Source organism: Streptomyces sp. NBC_00203 (assembly GCF_045206325.1).
Classification (GTDB): domain Bacteria; phylum Actinomycetota; class Actinomycetes; order Streptomycetales; family Streptomycetaceae; genus Streptomyces; species Streptomyces lutosisoli.
The window spans coordinates 8,927,172-8,948,565 of the sequence record NZ_CP108126.1 but is presented as its reverse complement, the minus strand read 5'-3'; the positions used below and the strand labels follow the sequence as shown (position 1 = coordinate 8,948,565).

Annotated in this window: 20 protein-coding genes; 17 read left to right on the top strand and 3 right to left on the bottom strand. The window is 69.3% G+C overall.

What is annotated here, in order from left to right; translation table 11 throughout:
• Positions 1-362 precede the first annotated feature (362 nt).
• The 9 genes from OG975_RS39765 (at position 363) to pssA (ending at position 11,285) form a co-directional block, all read left to right on the top strand.
• Entirely contained in the window at positions 363-2,168 is a 1,806-nt protein-coding gene (locus OG975_RS39765; protein WP_406334401.1) for a 3-hydroxyacyl-CoA dehydrogenase family protein, read from the top strand.
• A 136-nt stretch (positions 2,169-2,304) separates the two neighbouring features.
• The gene (locus OG975_RS39760) at positions 2,305-3,117 is read left to right on the top strand and encodes a TetR family transcriptional regulator (protein ID WP_406334400.1); all 813 of its coding nucleotides are present in this window, start codon (positions 2,305-2,307) and stop codon (positions 3,115-3,117) included.
• 436 nt (positions 3,118-3,553) lie between these two features.
• Positions 3,554-4,891 carry a crotonyl-CoA carboxylase/reductase gene (gene ccrA, locus OG975_RS39755; RefSeq protein WP_406334399.1) on the top strand — a complete coding sequence of 446 codons (1,338 nt, stop codon included), beginning with the start codon at positions 3,554-3,556 and terminating at the stop codon, positions 4,889-4,891.
• Between the two features lie 10 nt (positions 4,892-4,901).
• Positions 4,902-6,929: a protein meaA gene (locus OG975_RS39750; protein ID WP_406334398.1), complete on the top strand. Its 2,028-nt coding sequence runs from the start codon at positions 4,902-4,904 to the stop codon at positions 6,927-6,929.
• Complete coding sequence (locus OG975_RS39745) at positions 6,926-7,897, top strand: CoA ester lyase (RefSeq protein ID WP_327433253.1); 972 nt, start codon at positions 6,926-6,928, stop codon at positions 7,895-7,897. Before OG975_RS39750 ends, OG975_RS39745 begins: the two co-directional genes overlap by 4 nt.
• A 5-nt stretch (positions 7,898-7,902) precedes the next feature.
• Complete coding sequence (locus OG975_RS39740; protein ID WP_100591523.1) at positions 7,903-8,415, top strand: MaoC family dehydratase; 513 nt, start codon at positions 7,903-7,905, stop codon at positions 8,413-8,415.
• 2 nt (positions 8,416-8,417) lie between these two features.
• A complete protein-coding gene (locus OG975_RS39735) occupies positions 8,418-9,623 on the top strand; it encodes an acyl-CoA dehydrogenase family protein (RefSeq protein WP_327433252.1) in 1,206 nt (401 codons plus the stop codon).
• Between the two features lie 170 nt (positions 9,624-9,793).
• On the top strand, positions 9,794-10,441 hold the full coding sequence (locus tag OG975_RS39730) for a phosphatidylserine decarboxylase (protein ID WP_369263841.1): 648 nt from the start codon (positions 9,794-9,796) through the stop codon (positions 10,439-10,441).
• 22 nt (positions 10,442-10,463) lie between these two features.
• A complete protein-coding gene (pssA, locus tag OG975_RS39725) occupies positions 10,464-11,285 on the top strand; it encodes a CDP-diacylglycerol--serine O-phosphatidyltransferase (RefSeq protein ID WP_406334397.1) in 822 nt (273 codons plus the stop codon).
• Between the two features lie 257 nt (positions 11,286-11,542).
• Here the strand turns inward: pssA and OG975_RS39720 are convergent, their stop codons facing one another.
• Positions 11,543-12,697, bottom strand: coding sequence for a glycerate kinase (locus tag OG975_RS39720; protein ID WP_406334396.1), 1,155 nt, complete (start codon positions 12,695-12,697; stop codon positions 11,543-11,545).
• 180 nt (positions 12,698-12,877) lie between these two features.
• Here OG975_RS39720 and OG975_RS39715 point away from each other — a divergent pair, with 180 nt between their 5' ends.
• On the top strand, positions 12,878-13,954 hold the full coding sequence (locus OG975_RS39715) for an ADP-ribosylglycohydrolase family protein (protein WP_406334395.1): 1,077 nt from the start codon (positions 12,878-12,880) through the stop codon (positions 13,952-13,954).
• Here OG975_RS39715 and OG975_RS39710 read toward each other — a convergent pair.
• A complete protein-coding gene (locus tag OG975_RS39710; protein ID WP_406334394.1) occupies positions 13,951-14,820 on the bottom strand; it encodes an SDR family NAD(P)-dependent oxidoreductase in 870 nt (289 codons plus the stop codon). The genes OG975_RS39715 and OG975_RS39710 overlap by 4 nt on opposite strands.
• Before the next feature lie 84 nt (positions 14,821-14,904).
• Here OG975_RS39710 and OG975_RS39705 point away from each other — a divergent pair, with 84 nt between their 5' ends.
• Positions 14,905-15,804: a helix-turn-helix transcriptional regulator gene (locus tag OG975_RS39705; RefSeq protein WP_406334393.1), complete on the top strand. Its 900-nt coding sequence runs from the start codon at positions 14,905-14,907 to the stop codon at positions 15,802-15,804.
• A 21-nt stretch (positions 15,805-15,825) separates the two neighbouring features.
• Complete coding sequence (locus OG975_RS39700; protein WP_406334391.1) at positions 15,826-16,317, top strand: NUDIX domain-containing protein; 492 nt, start codon at positions 15,826-15,828, stop codon at positions 16,315-16,317.
• Between the two features lie 32 nt (positions 16,318-16,349).
• Here OG975_RS39700 and OG975_RS39695 read toward each other — a convergent pair whose 3' ends face one another.
• Complete coding sequence (locus tag OG975_RS39695; protein WP_406334390.1) at positions 16,350-16,625, bottom strand: SHOCT domain-containing protein; 276 nt, start codon at positions 16,623-16,625, stop codon at positions 16,350-16,352.
• Positions 16,626-16,864: 239 nt separating this feature from the next.
• Here OG975_RS39695 and OG975_RS39690 point away from each other — a divergent pair, with 239 nt between their 5' ends.
• The 5 genes from OG975_RS39690 (at position 16,865) to OG975_RS39670 (ending at position 21,391) form a co-directional block, all read left to right on the top strand.
• Complete coding sequence (locus OG975_RS39690; RefSeq protein WP_406334389.1) at positions 16,865-17,296, top strand: hypothetical protein; 432 nt, start codon at positions 16,865-16,867, stop codon at positions 17,294-17,296.
• Positions 17,297-17,469: 173 nt separating this feature from the next.
• Positions 17,470-18,309, top strand: a complete 840-nt coding sequence (locus OG975_RS39685; RefSeq protein WP_406334388.1) for an SDR family oxidoreductase — start codon at positions 17,470-17,472, stop codon at positions 18,307-18,309.
• A 111-nt stretch (positions 18,310-18,420) separates the two neighbouring features.
• Positions 18,421-19,812: a cytochrome ubiquinol oxidase subunit I gene (locus OG975_RS39680; RefSeq protein WP_406336676.1), complete on the top strand. Its 1,392-nt coding sequence runs from the start codon at positions 18,421-18,423 to the stop codon at positions 19,810-19,812.
• Positions 19,809-20,858, top strand: a complete 1,050-nt coding sequence (locus OG975_RS39675; protein ID WP_406334387.1) for a cytochrome d ubiquinol oxidase subunit II — start codon at positions 19,809-19,811, stop codon at positions 20,856-20,858. Before OG975_RS39680 ends, OG975_RS39675 begins: the two co-directional genes overlap by 4 nt.
• Entirely contained in the window at positions 20,855-21,391 is a 537-nt protein-coding gene (locus OG975_RS39670) for a gluconokinase (protein ID WP_406334386.1), read from the top strand. Before OG975_RS39675 ends, OG975_RS39670 begins: the two co-directional genes overlap by 4 nt.
• Positions 21,392-21,394 lie beyond the last annotated feature (3 nt).

Here is a 21,394-nt window from a genome sequence, read left to right as displayed (position 1 = left end):
CCTAGAGAAACCTGTGAGGCGCCGGGACGTACATCACAAACTCAGGGGCTGGCGCGCTCGTTACTGGCGGGTTAAGCTCAGACGAGCGAGTTACCCACTCGCCTCTTACTTGCGGTGGCCTGGTGACGCAGTCACCGCGAGAGCAGTCGGTTCGGTACTTCAGGTATCTGCGTACGACACGGCTCCGGGACAGGGCCGGTCGGCATCACCGTTCCGCGCGGCGTCCGTTCTTCGGCGCCCTCGGACGGCACCGGGCGTGTGCGCTCGTCAGCCCGGCAACACCCGCATCCTCCGCACTGTGTGCGCCCGTTGGCGTACCCGGGTGCGCTCCTCAGTCGTCACCCTCTCTCTGGAGTCCCGCGATGGCCACTCCCCTGTCCGACACCCCTCTGTCCCAGCTCAAGACCGTCGCCGTCGTCGGCCTCGGCACCATGGGCACCGGCATCGCCGAGGTCCTCGCCCGGGCCGGCCGCGAAGTGATCGGCATCGACATCAGCGAGGCCGCGGCCGCCCAGGCCGTCACGGCGCTCGAAGCCTCCACCGCCCGCGGTGTGCAGCGCGGGCGCTGCACCGAGCAGGAGCGCGCCGACGTCCTGGCCCGCTTCCGCACGTTCACCGATCTGCAGGCCGCGGCCGACGCCGACCTGGTCATCGAGGTGACCCCGGAGTCGTACGACATCAAGCAGCAGGTCTTGCGGGCGCTCGACACCATCGTGCGCCCCGAGACGATCCTCGCGACCGGCACCAACGCCCTGTCCGTGACGCGCCTCGCCGCCGACTCGGCCCACCCCGAGCGCGTGCTCGGCCTGCACTTCTTCAACCCGGCCCCGGCCATGAAGCTGGTCGAGGTCGTCTCGTCGGTGCTGACCGCGCCGGGGGCCGTCGCCGCCGTCACGGACCTGGCGATCGAGCTCGGCAAGGAGCCCGTCGCGGTCGGCGACCGTCCCGGATTCGTCGCCGACGGGCTGCTGTTCGGCTACCTCAACCAGGCCGCCGCGATGTACGAGGCGAAGTACGCCTCCCGTGAGGACATCGACGCCGCCATGAAGCTCGGCTGCGGACTGCCGATGGGCCCGCTGGCGCTGCTCGACCTGATCGGCGTCGACACCGCACGTACGGTCCTGGAGGCCATGTACGCCGAGTCCCAGGACCGGCTGCACGCTCCCGCGCCCATCCTCAAGCAGCTCAGCGAGGCGGGCCTGACCGGCCGGAAGTCGGGGCGCGGCTTCTACTCGTACGAGGCTCCCGGCAGCGCCGCCGTCGTGCGGGACGCGCTGACGCCGCTGGAGGGCGCCGCGCTGGTCGAGGGCCGCACGATCCGCTCGGTCGGCGTCGCGGGCTCCGGCACGATGGCGTCCGGTATCGCCGAGGTCTTCGCGAAGGCGGGTTACGAGGTCGTCCTCGCCGCCCGCAGCGAGGAGAAGGCGCAGGCCGCCAAGGCCCGTATCGGCAAGTCGCTTTCGCGCTCCGTCGACAAGGGCCGGATGACGGCCGAGGCGGCTGCGCAGACGCTGGAGCGGATCACCCCGGCGGGCTCGTACGACGCCTTCGCCGACGTCGATCTGGCGCTGGAGGCGGTCGCCGAGGACCTGGAGATCAAGCAGCAGCTGTTCGCCACGTTCGACAAGGTCTGCAAGCCCGGCGCGATCCTGGCCACCACCACCTCCTCGCTGCCCGTCGTCGCCTGCGCCCGCGCCACCTCGCGCCCGCAGGACGTGATCGGCATGCACTTCTTCAACCCGGCGCCGGCGATGAAGCTCGTCGAGGTCGTGCGGACCGTGCTGACCGAGGACGACGTGCACGCCACCGTGCGCGAGGTCTGCGCGAAGATCCGCAAGCACCCGGTGGACTGCGGCGACCGGGCCGGTTTCATCGTGAACGCGCTGCTGTTCCCGTACCTGAACAACGCGATCAAGATGGTGCAGGAGCACTACGCGTCGCTGGACGACATCGACGCGGCGATGAAGCTGGGCGGCGGGTACCCGATGGGCCCGTTCGAGCTCCTGGACGTGGTCGGGCTCGACGTCTCGCTGGCCATCGAGAAGGTTCTGCACCGTGAGTTCCGCGACCCGGGCCTGGCCCCGGCGCCGCTCCTGGAGCACCTGGTGGCCGCGGGCTGCCTCGGCCGCAAGACGGGCCGCGGCTTCCGCGAATATGCCCGGCGCTGAGCGTCCGGGCGACTGGCTGCGAGACAGCGCCGACTGGGGCGGACTGCTCGGCCCGCCCGGAAGCCCCCCGCCCGTGGAGGGCGGGGGGATCCCCGGACATGCGCGCTCTCCTGCACACATGCAGTACGTTCGGGTCATGTCCCAGCCCGCCAAGTCCTCACGTACACCAGCTACGCCCGACGCACCGGAAAGTGCCGCGGGCAGTCGCGCGGCCGCGCAACGGCTCAAGATGCGCCGGGAGCTGGCGGCCGCGGCCATGGAGCTGTTCGCGACCAAGGGGTACGAGGCGACCACCGTCGACGAGATCGCAGCCCAGGCCGGGGTTGCCCGTCGTACCTTCTTCCGCCACTTCCGCTCCAAGGAAGAGGCGATCTTCCCCGACCACGACGACACCCTGATCCGGGCCGAGGCGGTGCTCAACGCGGCGCCGCCGCACGAGCACCCGCTCGACACGGTGTGCCGTGGCATCAAGGAAGTCATGAGGATGTACGCGGCCCGGCCCGAGATCTCCGTCTCGCGCTACAAGCTGACGCGCGAGGTGCCGACGCTGCGGGAGGCCGAGATCGCCTCGGTGGCCCGCTACGAGCGGCTCTTCACCCGCTATCTCCTGGGCCACTTCGACGAGCACGCGCACGACGACGACGCCAACGACGATCCGCTGCTCGCGGAGGTCGCCGCGTCGGCCGTGGTCACGGCGCACAACCACGTGCTGCGCCGCTGGCTGCGGGCCGGGGGGCAGGGCGATGTCGAGACCCAGCTGGACCACGCCTTCGCGATCGTGCGGAAGACGTTCGGGACCGGGATCGGTGCGGGACGGGAGACCCCACCCCGGTCGGCGTCGGCCTCCTCCTTCACGGAGGGGGACGTGCTGGTGACCGTGGCCCGGGTCGATGCCCCGCTGGATCAGGTGATGGCCACCATCGAGCAGGCGCTCAGGGAACGGTCGTAGCGACTTCTCTCACAGAACCGCGGCTCCGCCGCTTTTCCTCAATCGCCGGACGGGCTCATTTTGAGCACGTCCGGCGTTTTTGCGCCCCGCATTCGATCGATCATCGCGCGCTCTGATCGATCATCGCTCACGTGTTACGTAAAGATTTCACCTGAGCGCAACTTCTGGCACTCCGTGCCTTGCACGGTGACACGCCGTGCCATACGTTGAAGGTGTCCGGGCGGCCGGCGTGCAGAGACCTTTCGTACGCCGGCTGTCCCCGCAAGCCAATGGCGAGCGCGCCCGGACGCCTGCGTCACAGGCAACCTCCTGCGCCAACCAAGCGCTGCCACAGCACCACCTCCGCCGAACCGACGGCACACCCCTCACACCCAGCAGCAGCACCGACGTAACCCTCAGCGTCTTCCCTCGGACGCTCATCGCCGGAGGCAACACCGTGAAGGAAATCCTGGACGCGATTCAGTCGCAGACGGCCACGTCTGCCGACTTCGCCGCTCTTCCGCTCCCCGAGTCGTACCGCGCGATCACCGTGCACAAGGACGAGACGGAGATGTTCGCCGGGCTCGCCACCCGCGACAAGGACCCCCGCAAGTCGATCCACCTGGACGACGTGCCGGTGCCGGAGCTCGGCCCGGGCGAGGCCCTGGTGGCCGTCATGGCCTCCTCCGTCAACTACAACTCGGTCTGGACCTCGATCTTCGAGCCGATGGCGACGTTCGGCTTCCTGGAGCGCTACGGCAGGCTCAGCGAGCTCACCAAGCGCCACGACCTGCCGTACCACATCATCGGCTCCGACCTCGCGGGCGTCGTCCTGCGCACCGGCCCGGGCGTCAACGCCTGGAAGCCCGGTGACGAGGTCGTCGCGCACTGTCTGTCCGTCGAGCTGGAGTCCTCCGACGGCCACAACGACACCATGCTCGACCCCGAGCAGCGCATCTGGGGCTTCGAGACGAACTTCGGCGGTCTCGCCGAGATAGCCCTCGTCAAGTCCAACCAGCTGATGCCGAAGCCGGACCACCTGAGCTGGGAGGAGGCCGCCGCTCCGGGTCTGGTCAACTCCACCGCGTACCGGCAGCTGGTCTCCCGCAACGGCGCCGGCATGAAGCAGGGCGACAACGTCCTCATCTGGGGCGCGAGCGGTGGCCTCGGCTCGTACGCCACGCAGTTCGCGCTCGCCGGTGGCGCCAACCCCATCTGTGTCGTCTCCAGCGAGCAGAAGGCGGACATCTGCCGGGCGATGGGCGCCGAGGCGATCATCGACCGCAGCGCCGAGGGCTACAAGTTCTGGAAGGACGAGCACACCCAGGACCCGAAGGAGTGGAAGCGCTTCGGCAAGCGCATCCGTGAGCTGACGGACGGCGAGGACGTGGACATCGTCTTCGAGCACCCGGGCCGCGAGACCTTCGGCGCCTCCGTGTACGTCACCCGCAAGGGCGGCACCATCGTCACCTGTGCCTCGACCTCGGGCTACAACCACGAGTACGACAACCGCTACCTGTGGATGTCTCTGAAGAAGATCGTGGGCTCGCACTTCGCCAACTACCGCGAGGCCTGGGAGGCCAACCGGCTGGTCGCCAAGGGCAAGATCCACCCGACGCTCTCCAAGGTGTACTCCCTGGAGGACACCGGGCAGGCCGCGTACGACGTGCACCGCAACCTCCACCAGGGCAAGGTCGGCGTGCTCGCGCTGGCGCCCCGCGAGGGCCTGGGCGTGCGCGACGAGGAGAAGCGCGCCCAGCACATCGACGCCATCAACCGCTTCCGGAACATCTGAGGTCCCCTAGATGACTGAGCGCCAGAAGGACCGGCCGTGGCTCATGCGCACGTACGCCGGTCACTCCACCGCAGAGGCGTCCAACGAGTTGTACCGGCGCAACCTCGCCAAGGGGCAGACCGGCCTGTCGGTCGCGTTCGACCTGCCGACGCAGACCGGCTACGACCCCGACCACATCCTCGCCCGCGGCGAGGTCGGCCGGGTCGGCGTGCCGGTGTCGCACCTCGGTGACATGCGCCGCCTGTTCCAGGACATCCCCCTGGAGCAGATGAACACCTCGATGACGATCAACGCCACCGCCATGTGGCTGCTGGCGCTCTATCAGGTTGTCGCCGAGGAGCAGGGTGCGGACATCACCAAGCTCCAGGGGACGACCCAGAACGACATCGTGAAGGAGTACCTGTCGCGGGGGACGCATGTCTTCCCGCCGGGTCCCTCGCTCCGTCTGACGACGGACATGATCACGTACACGGTGAACCACATCCCCAAGTGGAACCCGATCAACATCTGCAGCTACCACCTGCAGGAGGCGGGAGCCACCCCGGTCCAGGAGGTCGCGTACGCGATGTCCACCGCGATCGCCGTCCTGGACGCGGTGTTCGCGTCCGGGCAGATCGCCGAGGACCGCAAGGGTGAAGTCGTCGCCCGTATCTCCTTCTTCGTGAACGCGGGCGTCCGCTTCATCGAGGAGATGTGCAAGATGCGGGCGTTCGGGCGGATCTGGGACAAGATCACGCGCGAGCGGTACGGCATCGAGGACCCCAAGCAGCGACGCTTCCGGTACGGCGTCCAGGTCAACTCCCTCGGTCTGACCGAGGCGCAGCCGGAGAACAACATCCAGCGGATCGTCCTCGAGATGCTGGCCGTGACCCTCTCGAAGGACGCACGCGCGCGTGCCGTGCAGCTGCCCGCCTGGAACGAGGCGCTGGGCCTGCCCCGGCCCTGGGACCAGCAGTGGTCGCTGCGTATGCAGCAGGTGCTCGCGTACGAGAGCGATCTGCTGGAGTACGCGGACATCTTCGAGGGCTCGCACGTCATCGAGGCCAAGGTCGCTTCCCTGGTGGAGGAGTCGCTGGCCGAGATCGACCGCATCCAGGAGATGGGCGGCGCGATGGCCGCCGTCGAGTCGGGCTACCTGAAGTCGCAGCTCGTCTCCTCGCACGCCGAGCGCCGCGCCCGTATCGAGTCCGGGCAGGAGAAGATCGTCGGCGTCAACATCTTCGAGTCGACCGAGCCGAACCCGCTCACGGCCGACCTGGACGCGGCGATCCAGACGGTCGACCCGGCGGTCGAGGCCCGGGTCATCTCCGCGCTCCAGCACTGGCGCGACACCCGCTACCAGCCGCCCTTCAACCACCCGCGCCCGTGCAAGGCGCTGGAGCGGCTGAAGGAGGCCGCCAAGGGCACCGACAACCTCATGGAGGCCACCCTGGAGTGCGCCCGCGCCGGCGTCACGACCGGCGAGTGGTCCGGGGCGCTGCGCGAGGTGTTCGGCGAGTTCCGCGCCCCCACCGGCGTCTCGTCCGCGCCCGTCGCGGTCACCGCCGAGGAGGGCACCGCGCTCGCGCTCGTCCGCGAAAAGGTGGCGCGGACCGCGAAGGACCTCGGCGTCGGCAAGCTCCGCTTCCTGGTGGGCAAGCCGGGCCTGGACGGGCACTCCAACGGCGCCGAGCAGATCGCCGTGCGGGCCCGCGACGCCGGGTTCGAGGTGGTCTACCAGGGCATCCGGCTGACGCCCGAGGAGATCGTGGCCGCGGCCGTCGCCGAGGACGTGCACGGTGTCGGTCTGTCCATCCTGTCCGGCTCGCACGCCCAGTTGGTGCCGGACGTGCTGGACAGGCTGCGCGAGGCCGGCGCCGCCGACATACCGGTGATCGCGGGCGGGATCATCCCGAACGCCGACGCCGAACAGCTGCGGGCCGCGGGAGTGGCCGCGGTCTTCACCCCGAAGGACTTCGACATCACCGGAATCATCGGCCGTATCGTCGACGAGATCCGGAAAGCGAACAAGCTCGACCCCCTGGAGGTCCCCGCATGACCACGCCCGCCCCCGTGAACCGGCTTCGCCCGCGACGCTCCTGTCTCGCGGTGCCGGGAAGCAACCCCCGCTTCCTGGAGAAGGCCCAGGGCCTCCCCGCGGACCAGGTCTTCCTCGACCTGGAGGACGCGTGCGCCCCGCTCGCCAAGCCCGAGGCGCGGCACACGATCGTCAAGTTCCTCAACGAGGGCGACTGGACCGGCAAGACGCGGGTCGTGCGCGTCAACGACTGGACGACCGAGTGGACGTACCGCGATGTCGTGACCGTGGTCGAGGGCGCGGGCCAGAACCTCGACTGCATCATGCTGCCGAAGGTCCAGGACGCCCAGCAGGTCGTGGCGCTCGACCTGCTGCTGACCCAGATCGAGAAGACGATGGGCTTCGAGGTCGGCAAGATCGGCATCGAGGCGCAGATCGAGAACGCCCAGGGTCTGAACAACGTCAACGAGATCGCCACGGCTTCCCAGCGTGTCGAGACGATCATCTTCGGCCCGGCCGACTTCATGGCGTCGATCAACATGAAGTCGCTGGTCGTGGGCGAGCAGCCGCCCGGTTACCCGGCGGACGCCTACCACTACATCCTGATGAAGATCCTGATGGCCGCCCGCGCCAACAACCTCCAGGCGATCGACGGCCCCTACCTCCAGATCCGCAACCAGGAGGGCTACCGCGAGGTCGCGCGGCGTGCCGCCGCCCTCGGTTTCGACGGCAAGTGGGTGCTGCACCCGGACCAGGTCGCCGCGGCCAACGAGATCTTCTCGCCCTCCCAGGAGGACTTCGACCACGCCGAGCTGATCCTGGACGCGTACGACTACTGCACGTCCGAGGCGGGCGGCAAGAAGGGCTCCGCGATGCTCGGCGACGAGATGATCGACGAGGCCAGCCGCAAGATGGCGCTCGTCATCTCGGGCAAGGGCCGGGCCGCCGGCATGCAGCGCACCAGCAAGTTCGAAGCCCCGGAGGCCTGAGCACCATGCAGTTCGGACGCACCTACGAGGAGTTCGAGGTCGGCGCGGTCTACAAGCACTGGCCCGGAAAAACGGTCACGGAGTACGACGACCACCTCTTCTGTCTCCTGACGATGAACCACCACCCGCTCCACATGGACACCAACTATGCGGAGAACACGACGGACTTCGGCAAGAACGTCGTAGTCGGGAACTACATCTACTCGCTGCTGCTGGGCATGTCCGTGCCGGACGTATCGGGCAAGGCGATCGCCAACCTGGAGATCGAGTCGCTGCGTCACGTGGCGCCGACCTTCCACGGCGACACGATCTACGGCGAGACGACGGTCCTCGACAAGACGCCGTCGAAGTCGAAGAACGACCGCGGCATCGTCTACGTCGAGACCAAGGGCTACAAGCAGGACGGCACGCTGGTCTGCGTGTTCCGCCGCAAGGTGATGGTCCCCACCGAGACGTACATCAAGGAGCGCGGCGGCGAGCAGCCCGGCCGCCCCCAGCTCAAGGAGCAGGAGAAGTAGCCATGGCGCGACTCGCCCAGACCGCCGGTCTGACCGACATCCAGCAGGAGATCCTCTCCACCGTCCGCGACTTCGTGGACAAGGAGATCATCCCGGTCGCCACCGAGCTGGAGCACCGCGACGAGTACCCGCAGCAGATCGTCGACGGGCTGAAGGAGTTGGGCCTCTTCGGCCTGATGATCCCCGAGGAGTACGGGGGCCTGGGCGAGTCGCTCCTCACCTACGCGCTGTGCGTGGAGGAAATCGCCCGCGGCTGGATGTCGGTCTCCGGCATCATCAACACCCACTTCATCGTGGCGTACATGCTCAAGCAGCACGGCACGCAGGAGCAGAAGGACTACTTCCTGCCGCGCATGGCGCTCGGTGAGGTGCGCGGCGCGTTCTCCATGTCGGAGCCGGGTCTTGGCTCGGATGTGTCGGCGATCACGTCGAAGGCGGTCAAGGACGGCGACGAGTACGTCCTGAACGGTCAGAAGATGTGGCTGACGAACGGCGGCTCGTCGACCCTGGTGGCCGTCCTCGTCCGGAGTGACGAAGGTCACCCGGAGGGCACGGCGCCCCACAAGTCGATGACGACCTTCCTGGTCGAGAAGGAGCCCGGCTTCGGAGAGGTCCGCCCCGGCCTCACCATTCCCGGGAAGATCGACAAGATGGGTTACAAGGGCGTCGACACGACCGAACTCATCATGGACGGACTGCGCATTCCGGCCAATCGTGTGCTCGGCGGGACCACGGGCCGTGGGTTTTACCAAATGATGGACGGAGTCGAGGTCGGCCGCGTGAATGTGGCGGCACGTGGCTGCGGCGTCGCACAGCGTGCATTTGAGCTCGGCGTCTCCTATGCCCAGCAGCGTCACACTTTCGGCAAGCCGATCGCCCAGCACCAGGCCATCCAGTTCAAGCTGGCCGAGATGGCTACCAAGGTCGAGGCGGCCCATGCCATGATGGTGAACGCGGCACGCAAAAAGGACTCTGGGGAACGAAACGACCTCGAAGCAGGGATGGCGAAGTACCTCGCCTCCGAGTACTGCAAGGAAGTCGTGGAGGATGCTTTCCGGATCCACGGCGGCTACGGCTTCTCCAAGGAGTACGAGATCGAGCGCCTCTACCGCGAGGCCCCGATGCTGCTGATCGGTGAAGGAACCGCTGAAATCCAGAAAATGATCATCGGGCGCAGGTTGCTCGAAGAGTATCGACTCCAGGGCTAGATGTCCGGGTTCGGGGTGTTTTCTTCGAGAAGAAGATCACACCCCGTCAACACTCTTCGGCCGCCGACTCGGCTTCCTGGCTTGCCCAGTTGCGGCCCGCGACCGGTACGATCCCGGGAAAGCCGCCGTCCCCCGTTACAGCGCGGCATCATCCGCTACGAAGGTCATCCATGCCCCACAGCCAAACCTCTGCACCACGCGGCCGGGTCCGCCTCGCGCGCGGAGCATCGCCGTGGCTTCTCCCGACCGTTGCCACCGCAGCACTCAGCCTGGTCAAGGCGCGCCGCTCCGGCGCCGCCAAGGCCGTGGCCGTACCCGCCACCGCGCTGGCGGCGGGCATGCTGTGGTTCTTCCGCGACCCCGAGCGCGAGATCGCCCAGGGCCGGGTCATCTCGCCCGCCGACGGTGTGGTGCAGAGCATCATGCCGTGGAAGGACGGACGCACCCGCGTCGCGATCTTCATGAGCCCGCTCAACGTCCACGTCAACCGCGCGCCGCTCTCCGGCACGGTGACGTCGGTCGAGCACATCCCCGGTGGGTTCGTTCCGGCGTTCAACAAGGAGAGCGAGAACAACGAACGCGTCGTCTGGCACTTCGACACCGAGCTCGGTGACATCGAGATGATCCAGATCGCCGGCGCGGTCGCCCGTCGTATCGTTCCTTATATCCCTCAGGGTACGAAGGTCGAGCAGGGCGACCGGATCGGTCTGATCCGCTTCGGCTCGCGCGTCGACATCTACCTCCCCGAGGGTGTCGAGGTCGATGTGGAGGTCGGTCAGAAGACCGTGGCTGGGGTGACTCGAATTGACCGTGATTGATCCCGAGACACAGGCAGGCTGGGTGCCGGAGGCAGACGAGGTGGACGACGAGGCGGAGATGCCCCTCTCGCTCCGCCTCTCAATAGCGGACACCCTCACGCTCGGTAACGCCACGTGCGGCTTCATGGCGGTGTACTTCACCACCACCGGCATCCTGATCCCGCACCTGACGGGCAACGACGAGTCGACGGGCATGGCCCGCCACAGCGCGGCCACGGCCGTCATCCTCATGCTCTGCGCGGCGGTCTTCGACCTCTTCGACGGTCTGGTCGCCCGCAAGCTGCGCTCCTCCCCCATGGGCGCCGAGCTGGACAACCTGTCGGACCTGATCAGCTTCGGTCTCGCCCCGGCGTACTTCGTCCTGGTCTACGGCATGGTCGCCGACGACGCGCACCAGCGGGTGGCGGCGGTGGGGGCCATCGTGGTCCTGCTGGCGGTCGTACTCCGCCTGGCGCGGTTCTCCTGCGTCACGGTCAAGGACGGCACGTTCCAGGGCATGCCCTCGCCGTTCGGTGCGCTGACCGTCGTCTCCATCGTGCTGCTGGAGCTGCCGTTCGTCGCCACGCTCATGGCGATCATCGGTACCGCGTGGCTGATGGTGAGCCGGGTCGAGTACCCGAAGCCGCGGGGGCGCCTCGCGGTGGCGATGCTGTCCTGGATCGTGCTCAGCATGGGGCTTCTGGCGGCCTGGGCCTTCGACGCCCCGAGCGGCCAGCTGCTCCTTCAGACCGGTTGCGCGCTGCAGCTCGTCATGGGTGCGGTGATTCCCCTCTTCGCCACGGCTCGGAGGGTGAACAACTTCCGGGACAACCGGCGGGAAGCTCGGGCGGCGCAGCTGCCGTAGCGGGAGCCGAGCCGTTGTGTGTGACCGAAGGGCCCCGAACCTACGAGGTTCGGGGCCCTTCGGGTTCCCCTTCGACCGCGGGGTGGGTTCTTTGGGTGCGGGTGGGTGGGGGCTGGTCCAAAAGATTGCGCAGTTCCCCGCGCCCCTAAAAGGGGCGCGGGGAACTGCGCAATCTTTTAGCGGGGGTCTGGGGGCGGAGCCCCTGGAGGATGGGACGGGTAGGGGCGGCGGGGGCGAAAAAGCCCCCGTCAGCGCGGCTACGTGGTCAAGAAGTCCCGGGCGATGTTTTCCGCGACGCGTTCCAGGATCGGGCCGGCGTCGGCGATGCACTTCGCGACGTCGGGCTCGACGTCGGTCAGTGGGTAGGCGCGACGGATGCCGGCCTTGCCGAGCGCCGCAGGGCGGAGGGCGAGGCGGCCGCAGACGGCGACGACCTCCTTGTCGGCCGCACGGGCGGCGGCGGCGACACCGGCGGGAGCCTTGCCATGAAGGGTCTGCTCGTCGAGGGAACCCTCGCCGGTGATCACCAACGTGGCGCGTTCCAGCGCGGGCGCAAAGCCGAGGACGTCGAGCATGACCTCGATACCGGGCCGGAAGCGGGCGCCCAGCACAAGGGCCCCGTATCCGATACCGCCCGCGGCCCCGGCCCCGGGCGCCGCCGCGTACTCGGCGGCCTTGGGCCCGATGGCCTTCTCCAGAACGGTGGCGAAGTGGGCGAGCGCCGCGTCCAGGGTGGCCACGTCGTCGGGGCTCGCGCCCTTCTGGGGGCCGTAGACGGCGGGGGCGCCCTTGGGGCCCGTCAGAGGGTTGTCCACGTCGCTGGCGAGGACGAAGTCGATCGAGGAGAGCCGGGCGTCCAGACCGGACAGGTCGGCGGTCACGACGTCACGCAGCGCGGCACCGCCGGGAGCCACCGGCTCGCCGTCCGCGTCCAGGAAGCGCGCGCCGAGCGCGGACAGCATGCCCGCACCGCCGTCCGTCGTGGCACTGCCACCGACGCCGAACACGATCGTGCGCGCACCGGCGTCCAGCGCGGCCCGCAACAGCTCCCCGGAGCCGTACGTCGACGACGTGAGCGGTGCGAAGACCCCGGCGGGCAGCCGCTGCAACCCGCTCGCCTCGGCCATCTCCACGACCGCGGTGTCACCGCGCAGCGCGTACGCGGCCGTGACCTCGTCGCCCAGCGGCCCGGCGACCCGCACCTCACGCCGCTCGAAACCGGCCGCGACCGCCGCGTCGACGGTGCCGTCACCGCCGTCGGCCACAGGCAGAGCCTCGACCTCGACGCGCGGCGCGACCCGGCGCAGTCCGGCCGTCACGCGCTCGGCGACCTGCACGGCCGTCAGCGATCCCTTGAACTTGTCCGCGGCGATGAGCACACGCGGAGTCCGATTCACAGCAGCGTCCGCCACCTTGCATTCCCCTTGCTTTCCGGGCCTTGCTCAAGTCAAGGCAGTCGCGCCGCTGTGACCTTAACCGGAGGAAGCCCCCGCCGTCATGCCCCGCCCAGCCCCCGGAACCATGTGGCCCCCGGAATCGCCCGGCTGCCGGATTACCGCGCTTGCCCGCCCGGAATTGGGTAAACCGGAGCTATGACCCCTGTGGGCACTGAGCTCGCCGACCGCATCCTCGGGGGCTGGCTGGGCCGGATCGCGGGCAACATGCTCGGCAAACCGGTCGAGCAGGGCGACCACTGGACGCGGGATCGGATCGACCGTTATCTGCGGCAGGCCGCGGCCCTGCCGCTCACCGACTACCTCCCCGAGCCCTCGGGCGACGGCGGCGGCGAAGAGTTCGAGCTGCGGCCCGAGTGGCGGAGTTGCGTGCGCGGCCGCATCCACGGCAGCTGCCGGGACGACGACGTCGACTACGCCATTCTCGGGCTCGACCTGCTGGAGACCCACGGCTTCTCCTTCAGCACGGAGCAGGTCGGTGACCTGTGGCTGCTGCGGCTGCCGTATCTCCAGACGTTCACGGCGGAGCGGGCCGCGTACCGCAACCTCGCCAACGGGCTGAAACCGCCGCTGACAGCGACGTACGAGAATCCCTACCAGGAGTGGATCGGCGCGCTCATCCGCGCCGACGTCTACGGCTGGACCTGCCCGGGGCTGCCGCGCCGCGCGGCCTCCCTCGCCCGCCGGGACGCCGTCCTCTCACACACCGGCAACGGCGTGTACGGCGCGATGTGGGCGGCGGCGCTGATCTCGGCGGCGTTCACCGCGCCGACCGTGCGGCACGCGCTGGACACCGCACTGACGGTGATCCCGGCGAGCTGCCGCCTCGCCCGCACCGTGCGCCGGGTGCTCACGCTCCACGAGACCCGGATGACCTGGGAGGACACACTCAGCACCGTGGCCGAGGAGACGGCCGGGCTCGGCTGGATCCACACCATCCCGAACGCCGCCGTCCTCACCGCCGGGCTTCTGTACGGCGACGGCGACTTCACCCGCACCATCACGCTGACCGTCCGCGGCGGCCTGGACACCGATTCGAACGGGGCGACCGCGGGCTCCGTCGCGGGCGTCCTGTGCGGGGCCGAGGCGATCCCCTCCCAGTGGAAGGACCCGCTGGAGGACACCGTCCGCAGTGCGGTGTTCGGCTTCGACGGGGTGCGGATCAGCGAGCTGGCGTCGCGTACGGTCGCACTGGTGGGGGCCGAGGAGGCCTAGCCCACTGTCGCGGCCGTGCTCGTCCTGAACACCTCGGCCGTCACCCCCATCGCTCGCAGCATCAGGCGGTCGCGCAGCCCGTCCGGGAGGAAGCGCAGCAGGGCGAGGGCCCGTCCGTCGCGTCCGGTGGTGTAGAGGGTGCCGGGGCGGCGCGCGGTCAGGGCGCGTACGACGGCGTTGACGGCCGGGGCGACCGGTCCCAGGGGCTGGCGGGCCGCAGCGGCCTGTACGGCGTCCAGGGCGCCCGCGTAGCGGTGCTGGGTCTGGGGTGAGCCCGCCCAGCCCATGTCGGCGCCCGCCTTGTCCGCCGTGCCGAAGATGGCGGTGTCCATGGCGCCGGGCTCGACCAGGGAGACCTTGACTCCCTGGTGGCGCAGTTCCATCCGCAGGGCCTGGGTGAGCGCCGCGAGGGCGGCCTTGGAGGCGGCGATCGGCCCGAAGAAGGGCGGTGCGACGCGGGCGGACACGGCACCGAGGTTCACGATCCGGCCGCCGGCCGCGCGCAGGGCGGGCAGGAAGGCGCGGATCACCGCCGCCTGACCGATCACGTTGATCTCGAACTGGCGGCGCCAGGCCTCGGCCGGCACCAGCTCGACAGGGCCTTGCCCCATGATGCCCGCGCTGTTCACCAGACCGTCGAGACGCGGGCCGACGACGTCCGCGGCGGCGGCGACGGACTCCTCGTCGGTCACATCGAGGAGGACGGGGGTCAGCCCGGCGTCGCGCAGGGGTCCGGCATCCGCGGGCTTGCGATGGGCCGCGTACACGATCCAGCCGTCGGCGCTCAGCCTGCGCGCGAGGGCGCCGCCCACACCGCCGGTGGCGCCGGTGATCAGAACGGTTCGGGGAGGGGTCAGCTCAGCCACAAGGGCCGCCTTTCACCAGGGAGTTCGCTTTCCCGCCCACCCTCCGCCAGGCAGCGGCCCCGTTGAAGAGTGCAGAATTTACTGGTGGCAGCGACACCAGGATCAGAACCAGGCACCGGCGACCACCACCGCAAGGCGCTCGCCGCCGCACCGCACGATCACGGCCGCAAGGCCCTCGCGGCGTTCCTGCGCTCCCGCCGGGAGCGCGCCGACCCCGCGGGAACCGGGCTGCCGCAGGGCGGCCGTCGCCGTACCCCCGGGCTGCGCCGCGAGGAGGTGTCCCTGCTCTCCGGTGTGAGCCTGACCTGGTACACCTGGCTCGAACAGGGCCGTGCCATCAATGTCTCCCCGCAGATCCTGCTGGCCCTGGCCCGCGTCCTCCAGCTCGACGAGGTGGAGCGGTCCCATCTCTTCCGGCTGGCGGGCCTTCCTGCACCCGAGCCCGCCGAGCGCTCGCTGGAGGTCCCGGACACCGTCCGCACCTTCCTGGCCAAGCTCATGCCCAACCCGGCGTTCGTCATCGACCGCTGCTTCGACATCCTCGCGTGGAACCCCGCGCAGGAGAGCATCCTCGGCACGGCCCTGCTGGACCGCCCGCGCCACGAACTCAACAGCGCCTGGATGCTGTTCCGCGTACCGGAGATCCGCGCTCTGATGCCGGAGTGGGAGCGGGAGGCCCGCTGGATGGCCGGGCTGCTGCGCCAGCAGGCGGCGTACGAACTCGACAACCCGCGCTTCTCCGAACTGGTCGCCGAACTCCTCGAAACCAGCCCCTACTTCGCGGAGGTCTGGGAGACCCACGACGTCGTGGAGTTCCGTTCCTCGGTACGCCGCTACCGGCACCCGGAGGTCGGCGACCTCGAAGTGTCGTACGTACGGCTGGCGTTGGAGGAGGCACCCCGCCTCAGCCTGATCTGCCACTTCGCCGAGCCGGGCAGCGAGTCCGAGGAACGGCTGCGCGGCCTCGTCACCCACGGTGGATGACCGCTTCGTTACGCTTCGCGGATGACCACTCCAGACTTCGCCACGTACATCGCCGGCCTGCCCCGCGTCCTCGCCGGGGCCGCCGCCCTCTTCCGCGACGCCGAAGGCCGTGTGCTGCTCGTCGAGCCGAACTACCGTGAGGGCTGGGCCCTTCCGGGCGGCACCGTCGAGTCGGACGACGGGGAGACCCCGCGCCAGGGCGCCCGGCGCGAGACGGCCGAGGAGATCGGCCTCGACGTGGAACTCGGACGGCTCCTCGCGGTCGACTGGGTGCACGGCGCGGCGCGGCCGCCGGTGGTCGCCTACCTCTACGACGGCGGGGTCCTCGCCGAGGACGACCTCAAGTCGATCCGCCTCCAGGAGGAGGAGCTGCTGTCCTGGCGGCTGGTGCCGCGCGAGGAACTCGCCGAGTATCTGCCGGGCGCCCTGGGCCGGCGCGTCCTTGCCGGGCTCGACGTCCTCGCGGAGAGCTCGGGGACGGCGGAGCTGGAGAACGGCCACCGGGTGGGCTGACCGGGACGGTCAGCAGGATGAGGAGTGATCGCTCAGCCGAGGATCCTGTGCTTCTGCTCCTCGAATTCGGCCTCGGTGAGGACTCCTTGGTTCTTGAGCTCCCCGAGTTGCTTCAGCTGCTCGATCTTGCTGCTCATGTCGTCGGCCGGCGGCGCGGGGGCCTGCTGGGCGGGGGCCGGCGGCGCGGCCTCTTGAGCTTCCTGCTGGGCCCATCGCCCTTGCTGGCGGCGTGACACACGGCCCGATACGGCGGTCGCCGTACCGGCCACTACGGCGGTGCGGGCGACCCCGCGGAGGAGACCTGGCACGGCAGTTTCCTTTTCTCGCGAAAGGCTGGGAAATAGACAACTCCCCTGGCCGACGCGCAATTCTCGGCGCACCGGATACTTCTATTGGAGCACCGTATGAATTCCCCCGCACACCGACCTCGGTGCTGCCCTGCGGAAATCCCTGAGTTCTGCCGGTCGGCCACTCTCGTGGCAAGCTGAATCGTGGGCCACCGACCGGTCCCAGGTCAGTGGCGAGGCCTACGCGGTAGGAGCTCGAAATGACGACAAGTGGTATGCACCAACACGAAACCGGAAGCGGCGCACGAGTGTGGGCGACCGGCTGGACCGCCTTCGCCGGGGTCATGATGATCTTCGGCGGAGCGATGGCGATATTCGAAGGAATCGCCGCCATTGCCGAGGACGACGTCTTCGTCACCACCCGCAACTACACTTACAGCTTCGACCTGACGAGCTGGGGCTGGATCCACATGCTCCTCGGCGTCCTGGTCGTCCTGGCGGGCATCGCGGTCTTCAGTGGACTCATGTGGGCACGCGTGGTCGGTATCGCCCTGGCAGGCCTGTCGATGATCGCCAACTTCATGTGGCTGCCGTACTCCCCCGTGTGGGCCAGCGTGCTGATCGCCGTGGATGCCTTCGTCATCTGGGCACTGTGCGTCGGAACCAGCCGGGACTCCAGCACCACCGGCTAGCCGAACGCACCGTCCCCGGCAACCCGGCAGGTGGGTGTTGGTCCGTTCAGCCCGGGACAGCACCACGACCGGCTGACAGGCGACGCGCCACCAGGCCGTAGGGACCCATCAGTGCTTTCGTTGTGGGGCGGATTCCTCCGAATATCCGCGGCAGCACCCACAGGGAGACACGCGTGGAAACCAGCGGCACCGAAAGCCACCTGCCCCCGGCCCCCCAGGTCCTCAAGGGGCAGAAGGCTCTCGTGACAGGGGCGAATTCCGGCATCGGCAAGGCCACCGCGATCGGCTTGGGGCGAGCGGGCGCCGATGTGGTGGTGAACTACGTGGCCGGGCGGGACGCCGCGGAAGAGGTCGTGCGCGAAATCGAGGGCTTCGGCGTCCGCGCCTACGCACACGAGGCGGACGTGTCGCAGGAGGACCAGGTCACCGACATGGTCTCCCGAATGGTCCAGGAATTCGGGACCATCGACGTCATGGTGGCGAATGCGGGGCTCCAGCGCGATGCCCCCCTCACCGATATGACCATGGAGCAGTGGCACAAGGTACTGGACGTCAATCTGACCGGCCAATTCCTGTGCGCCCGCGAAGCGGCCAAGGAATTCCTGCGGCGGGGTGTCGTCCCGGAGGTCTCCCGTTCCGCCGGGAAAATCATCTGCATGAGTTCGGTCCACCAGATCATCCCCTGGTCGGGCCACGTGAACTACGCGGCGTCCAAAGGCGGGGTGCAGATGCTCATGGCGACCCTCGCGCAGGAGCTCGCGCCTTACCGGATCCGGGTCAACGCCGTTGCTCCGGGAGCGATTCGCACGCCCATCAACCGCAGCGCCTGGGACACCCCCGAGGCCGAGGCCGAGCTGCTCCGGCTCGTCCCCTACCGCCGCGTAGGCGACCCGGACGACATCGCGAACGTGGTGGCCGCGCTGGCATCCGACCTCTTCGACTATGTCGTGGGGACCACGATCTACGTGGACGGCGGAATGACGCTGTTCCCCGGTTTCGCCACCGGTGGCTGAAGCCCGCTCCTTCGAAGCCGTCCGGTACGAGCCGCCGAGGCCCATGTGAACAGCGTGATCGACCACTTTCTGGCAGAAGGCCCACCACAACTGCTGCCCGCCCGGGAGCTGATGGCCTTCACCCTGGCCTCCCACATCCTGCTCGTGCCCTTCGGCGTGGCCCTGCCCGCCATCACCCTCCTGATGCACTACCGCGGGCTGCGCAAGGGCGATGCCGTCGCCCTGCTGCTCGCGCGGCGCTGGTCGGCGGTCATGGCCGTCCAGTTCGCCATCGGCATCGTGACGGGCACCGTGCTCTCCTTCGAATTCGGTCTGCTGTGGCCGGGGATGATGGGCCGGTGGGGCGATGTCTTCGGCCTCGGCTTCGGGATCGAGGCATGGGCGTTCTTCCTCGAAGCGATCCTCATCGCCATCTATCTCTACGGCTGGCGCCGGCTCAAGCCGTGGACGCACTTCTGGCTCGCACTGCCCCTGCCGCTGACCGCCCTGATGGGGGCGTTCGGCATCGTGGCCGCGAACGCCTGGATGAACACGCCCCGCGGCTTCACGCTCGACGCGTCCGGCAAGCCCGTGAACGTCAATGTGCGGCAGGCGGTCTTCACCCCGATGTTCGGCCCCGAGTACTGGCACTTCGTGGTCGGCGTGGTCCTGACCGCCGGGTATGTCGTCGCCGGGGTGTACGCGGTCGGTCTGCTGCGGGGCCGCCGGGACCGCTACCACCGGCTCGGCTTCACCGTGCCGTTCACCGTCGCCGCGATCCTCACCCCCGTGCAGTTCATGCTCGGGGACGCCATCGCCCGCTCCGTCTTCCACAAGCAGCCGGTGAAGTTCGCGGCCACCGAAATCGTCTGGAACACCGACACCCACGTGCCGGAGTACATGTTCGGGCGGCTGCATCCCGACGGGTCGATCTCCGGCGGGATCAAGATCCCCCAACTGGACTCGATCCTCGCCGGGTTCAGCCCGGACACCAAGGTGACCGGACTGACATCGGTTCCCGCGAGCGACCGCCCGACGGCGACCCAGGCCACCATCGCCCACTGGGCGTTCGACATCATGGTGACCATCGGGAGCCTGCTCATCCTGCTCGCGCTCTGGTACGGCTGGTGCTGGCTGCGCCGCCGTGAACTGCCCAGGTCGCGCTGGTTCTTCCGGAGCGCCGCTGTCGCGGGCGCCGCCTGCCTGCTGACCGTCGAGTGCGGCTGGATCACGACCGAAGTGGGCCGGCAGCCCTGGATCGTCTACCAGAACATGCGGGTCTCGGAGGCGGTGACGGGCACCCGCGCCGCGTCTCTGTGGACGATGTTCGGCATCGTCGTGGTCGTCTACGTCCTCGTCCTCGGCTCCTTCCTGGCCATCCTGCTGAAGATGAGCAGACGGTGGCGGCTGGCCGACGAGGGCGTCCTCGCCGGAGCCTTGGCCGAGGACCTGGAGGGCGACACCCCCTACGGGCCCCGCCCGTTGTCCACGACCGCGGGCACGGACAGGGGTGGGGACGAATGATCGAGGATGTCGTCGCCTGGGTGCTGCTGGCCGCCGTGGCCGCCTACGCGTGCGCCGGCGGCACGGACTACGGCGCCGGATTCTGGGACCTCGTCGCCGGCGGCGCCGAACGCGGCAAACGCCCCCGGTGGCTCATCGACCACGCCATGGAACCGGTGTGGGAGACCAACAACGTCTGGCTCATCTTCGTTCTGGTCATCACATGGACCGGTTTCCCGGTCCTGTTCGAGACGGTCTTCTCGGCCATGTGGCTCCCCCTGGCGCTCGCGGCCGTGGGACTCGTCCTGCGCGGAGCCGGCTTCGCGCTGCGCAAACCGACGCGGCGGCTCGCCCGGCGCAGGGTCTACGGCGCCGTCTTCGCCGTCTCCTCGCTCCTGACGCCCTTCTTCCTCGGGGCGGCGATCGGGGGGATCGCCACGGGCCAGGTGGCTCCCGGCACGAACGCAACCGCCCACGCATGGGCCAACGGGACCTCCGTGATCGCCGGGCTGCTCACTGTCGCCGCGACCGCCTTCCTCGGGGCGGTGTTCCTGACCGCCGACGCCCGCCGCTTCGATGCCCCCGACCTCGTCGGCTACTTCCGGCTGCGGGCCTGGTGCAGCCTCGGCGTCCTCGCCGTGCTGGCGGTCGTCGGCCTCGCCGTGACCCACAACGACGCGCCCTACGTGCACGACGGGCTGACCAGCGGAATCGGTCTCGCCTTCGTCCTGGTCGCCGTCGTCAGCGCGTTGGCCACCGCCGGACTGCTCTACCGCACCGCGACAGGCTGGGCGAGAGTCACCGCGGTCGGCAGCGTGGCCCTCGTCGTCCTGGCGTGGGGGCTGGCTCAGCGGCCCTACCTCATTCCCACCTCGCTGACCGTGTCCCAGGCGGCCGGAGCGTCGACGACGCTGCGCTGGCTGATGCTGGTCACGGTCATCGCGGTGGTGCTCGTCGGACCGCCCCTCGTCCTGCTCTACCGGCTGGACACCCGCGGCGCCCTCCAGCCCCTCACCGAGGCGGACTTGCGGCAGACGGCGGCCGGACGGGAGCCCGAGAACCCATGACCGGGGCCTGGGACGGGCCGCCGGTCGTCGTGGTCCTGGGCGTAGCGGGTTCCGGGAAAACCACCGTCGGCAAGGCGGTCTCCGAGCGGCTCGGCCTGCCGTTCGTGGAGGGCGACGACTTCCATCCCGCCGCGAATGTCGCCAAGATGGCCGCCGGCCACGCCCTGGACGACGCCGACCGCGAGCCCTGGCTGCGCGGCCTCGCCGACCGTATCCGGCGCTCCACCGAGGCCGGCGAGGGGCTGGTCGTCGCCTGTTCGGCCCTCAGGCGCCGGTACCGCGACGAGTTCCGGGCGGCCGCGGGCTCAAGGCTCTGGTGCCTGTACCTCGCCCTGGACCGGGACACCGCGTGGGACCGCGTGTCCCGGCGCACCGGTCACTTCATGCCCGCCCGGCTGGTCGACTCGCAGTTCGAGACGCTGGAGCCACTGGAACCGGACGAGCCGGGCATGACCCTGGATGCCACAGCCGCCTTTCCGGCGAATCTCGCCCGGGTATGGGCCGCCGTCGAGCGCCTCGGCCGGGCCCGCTGACCG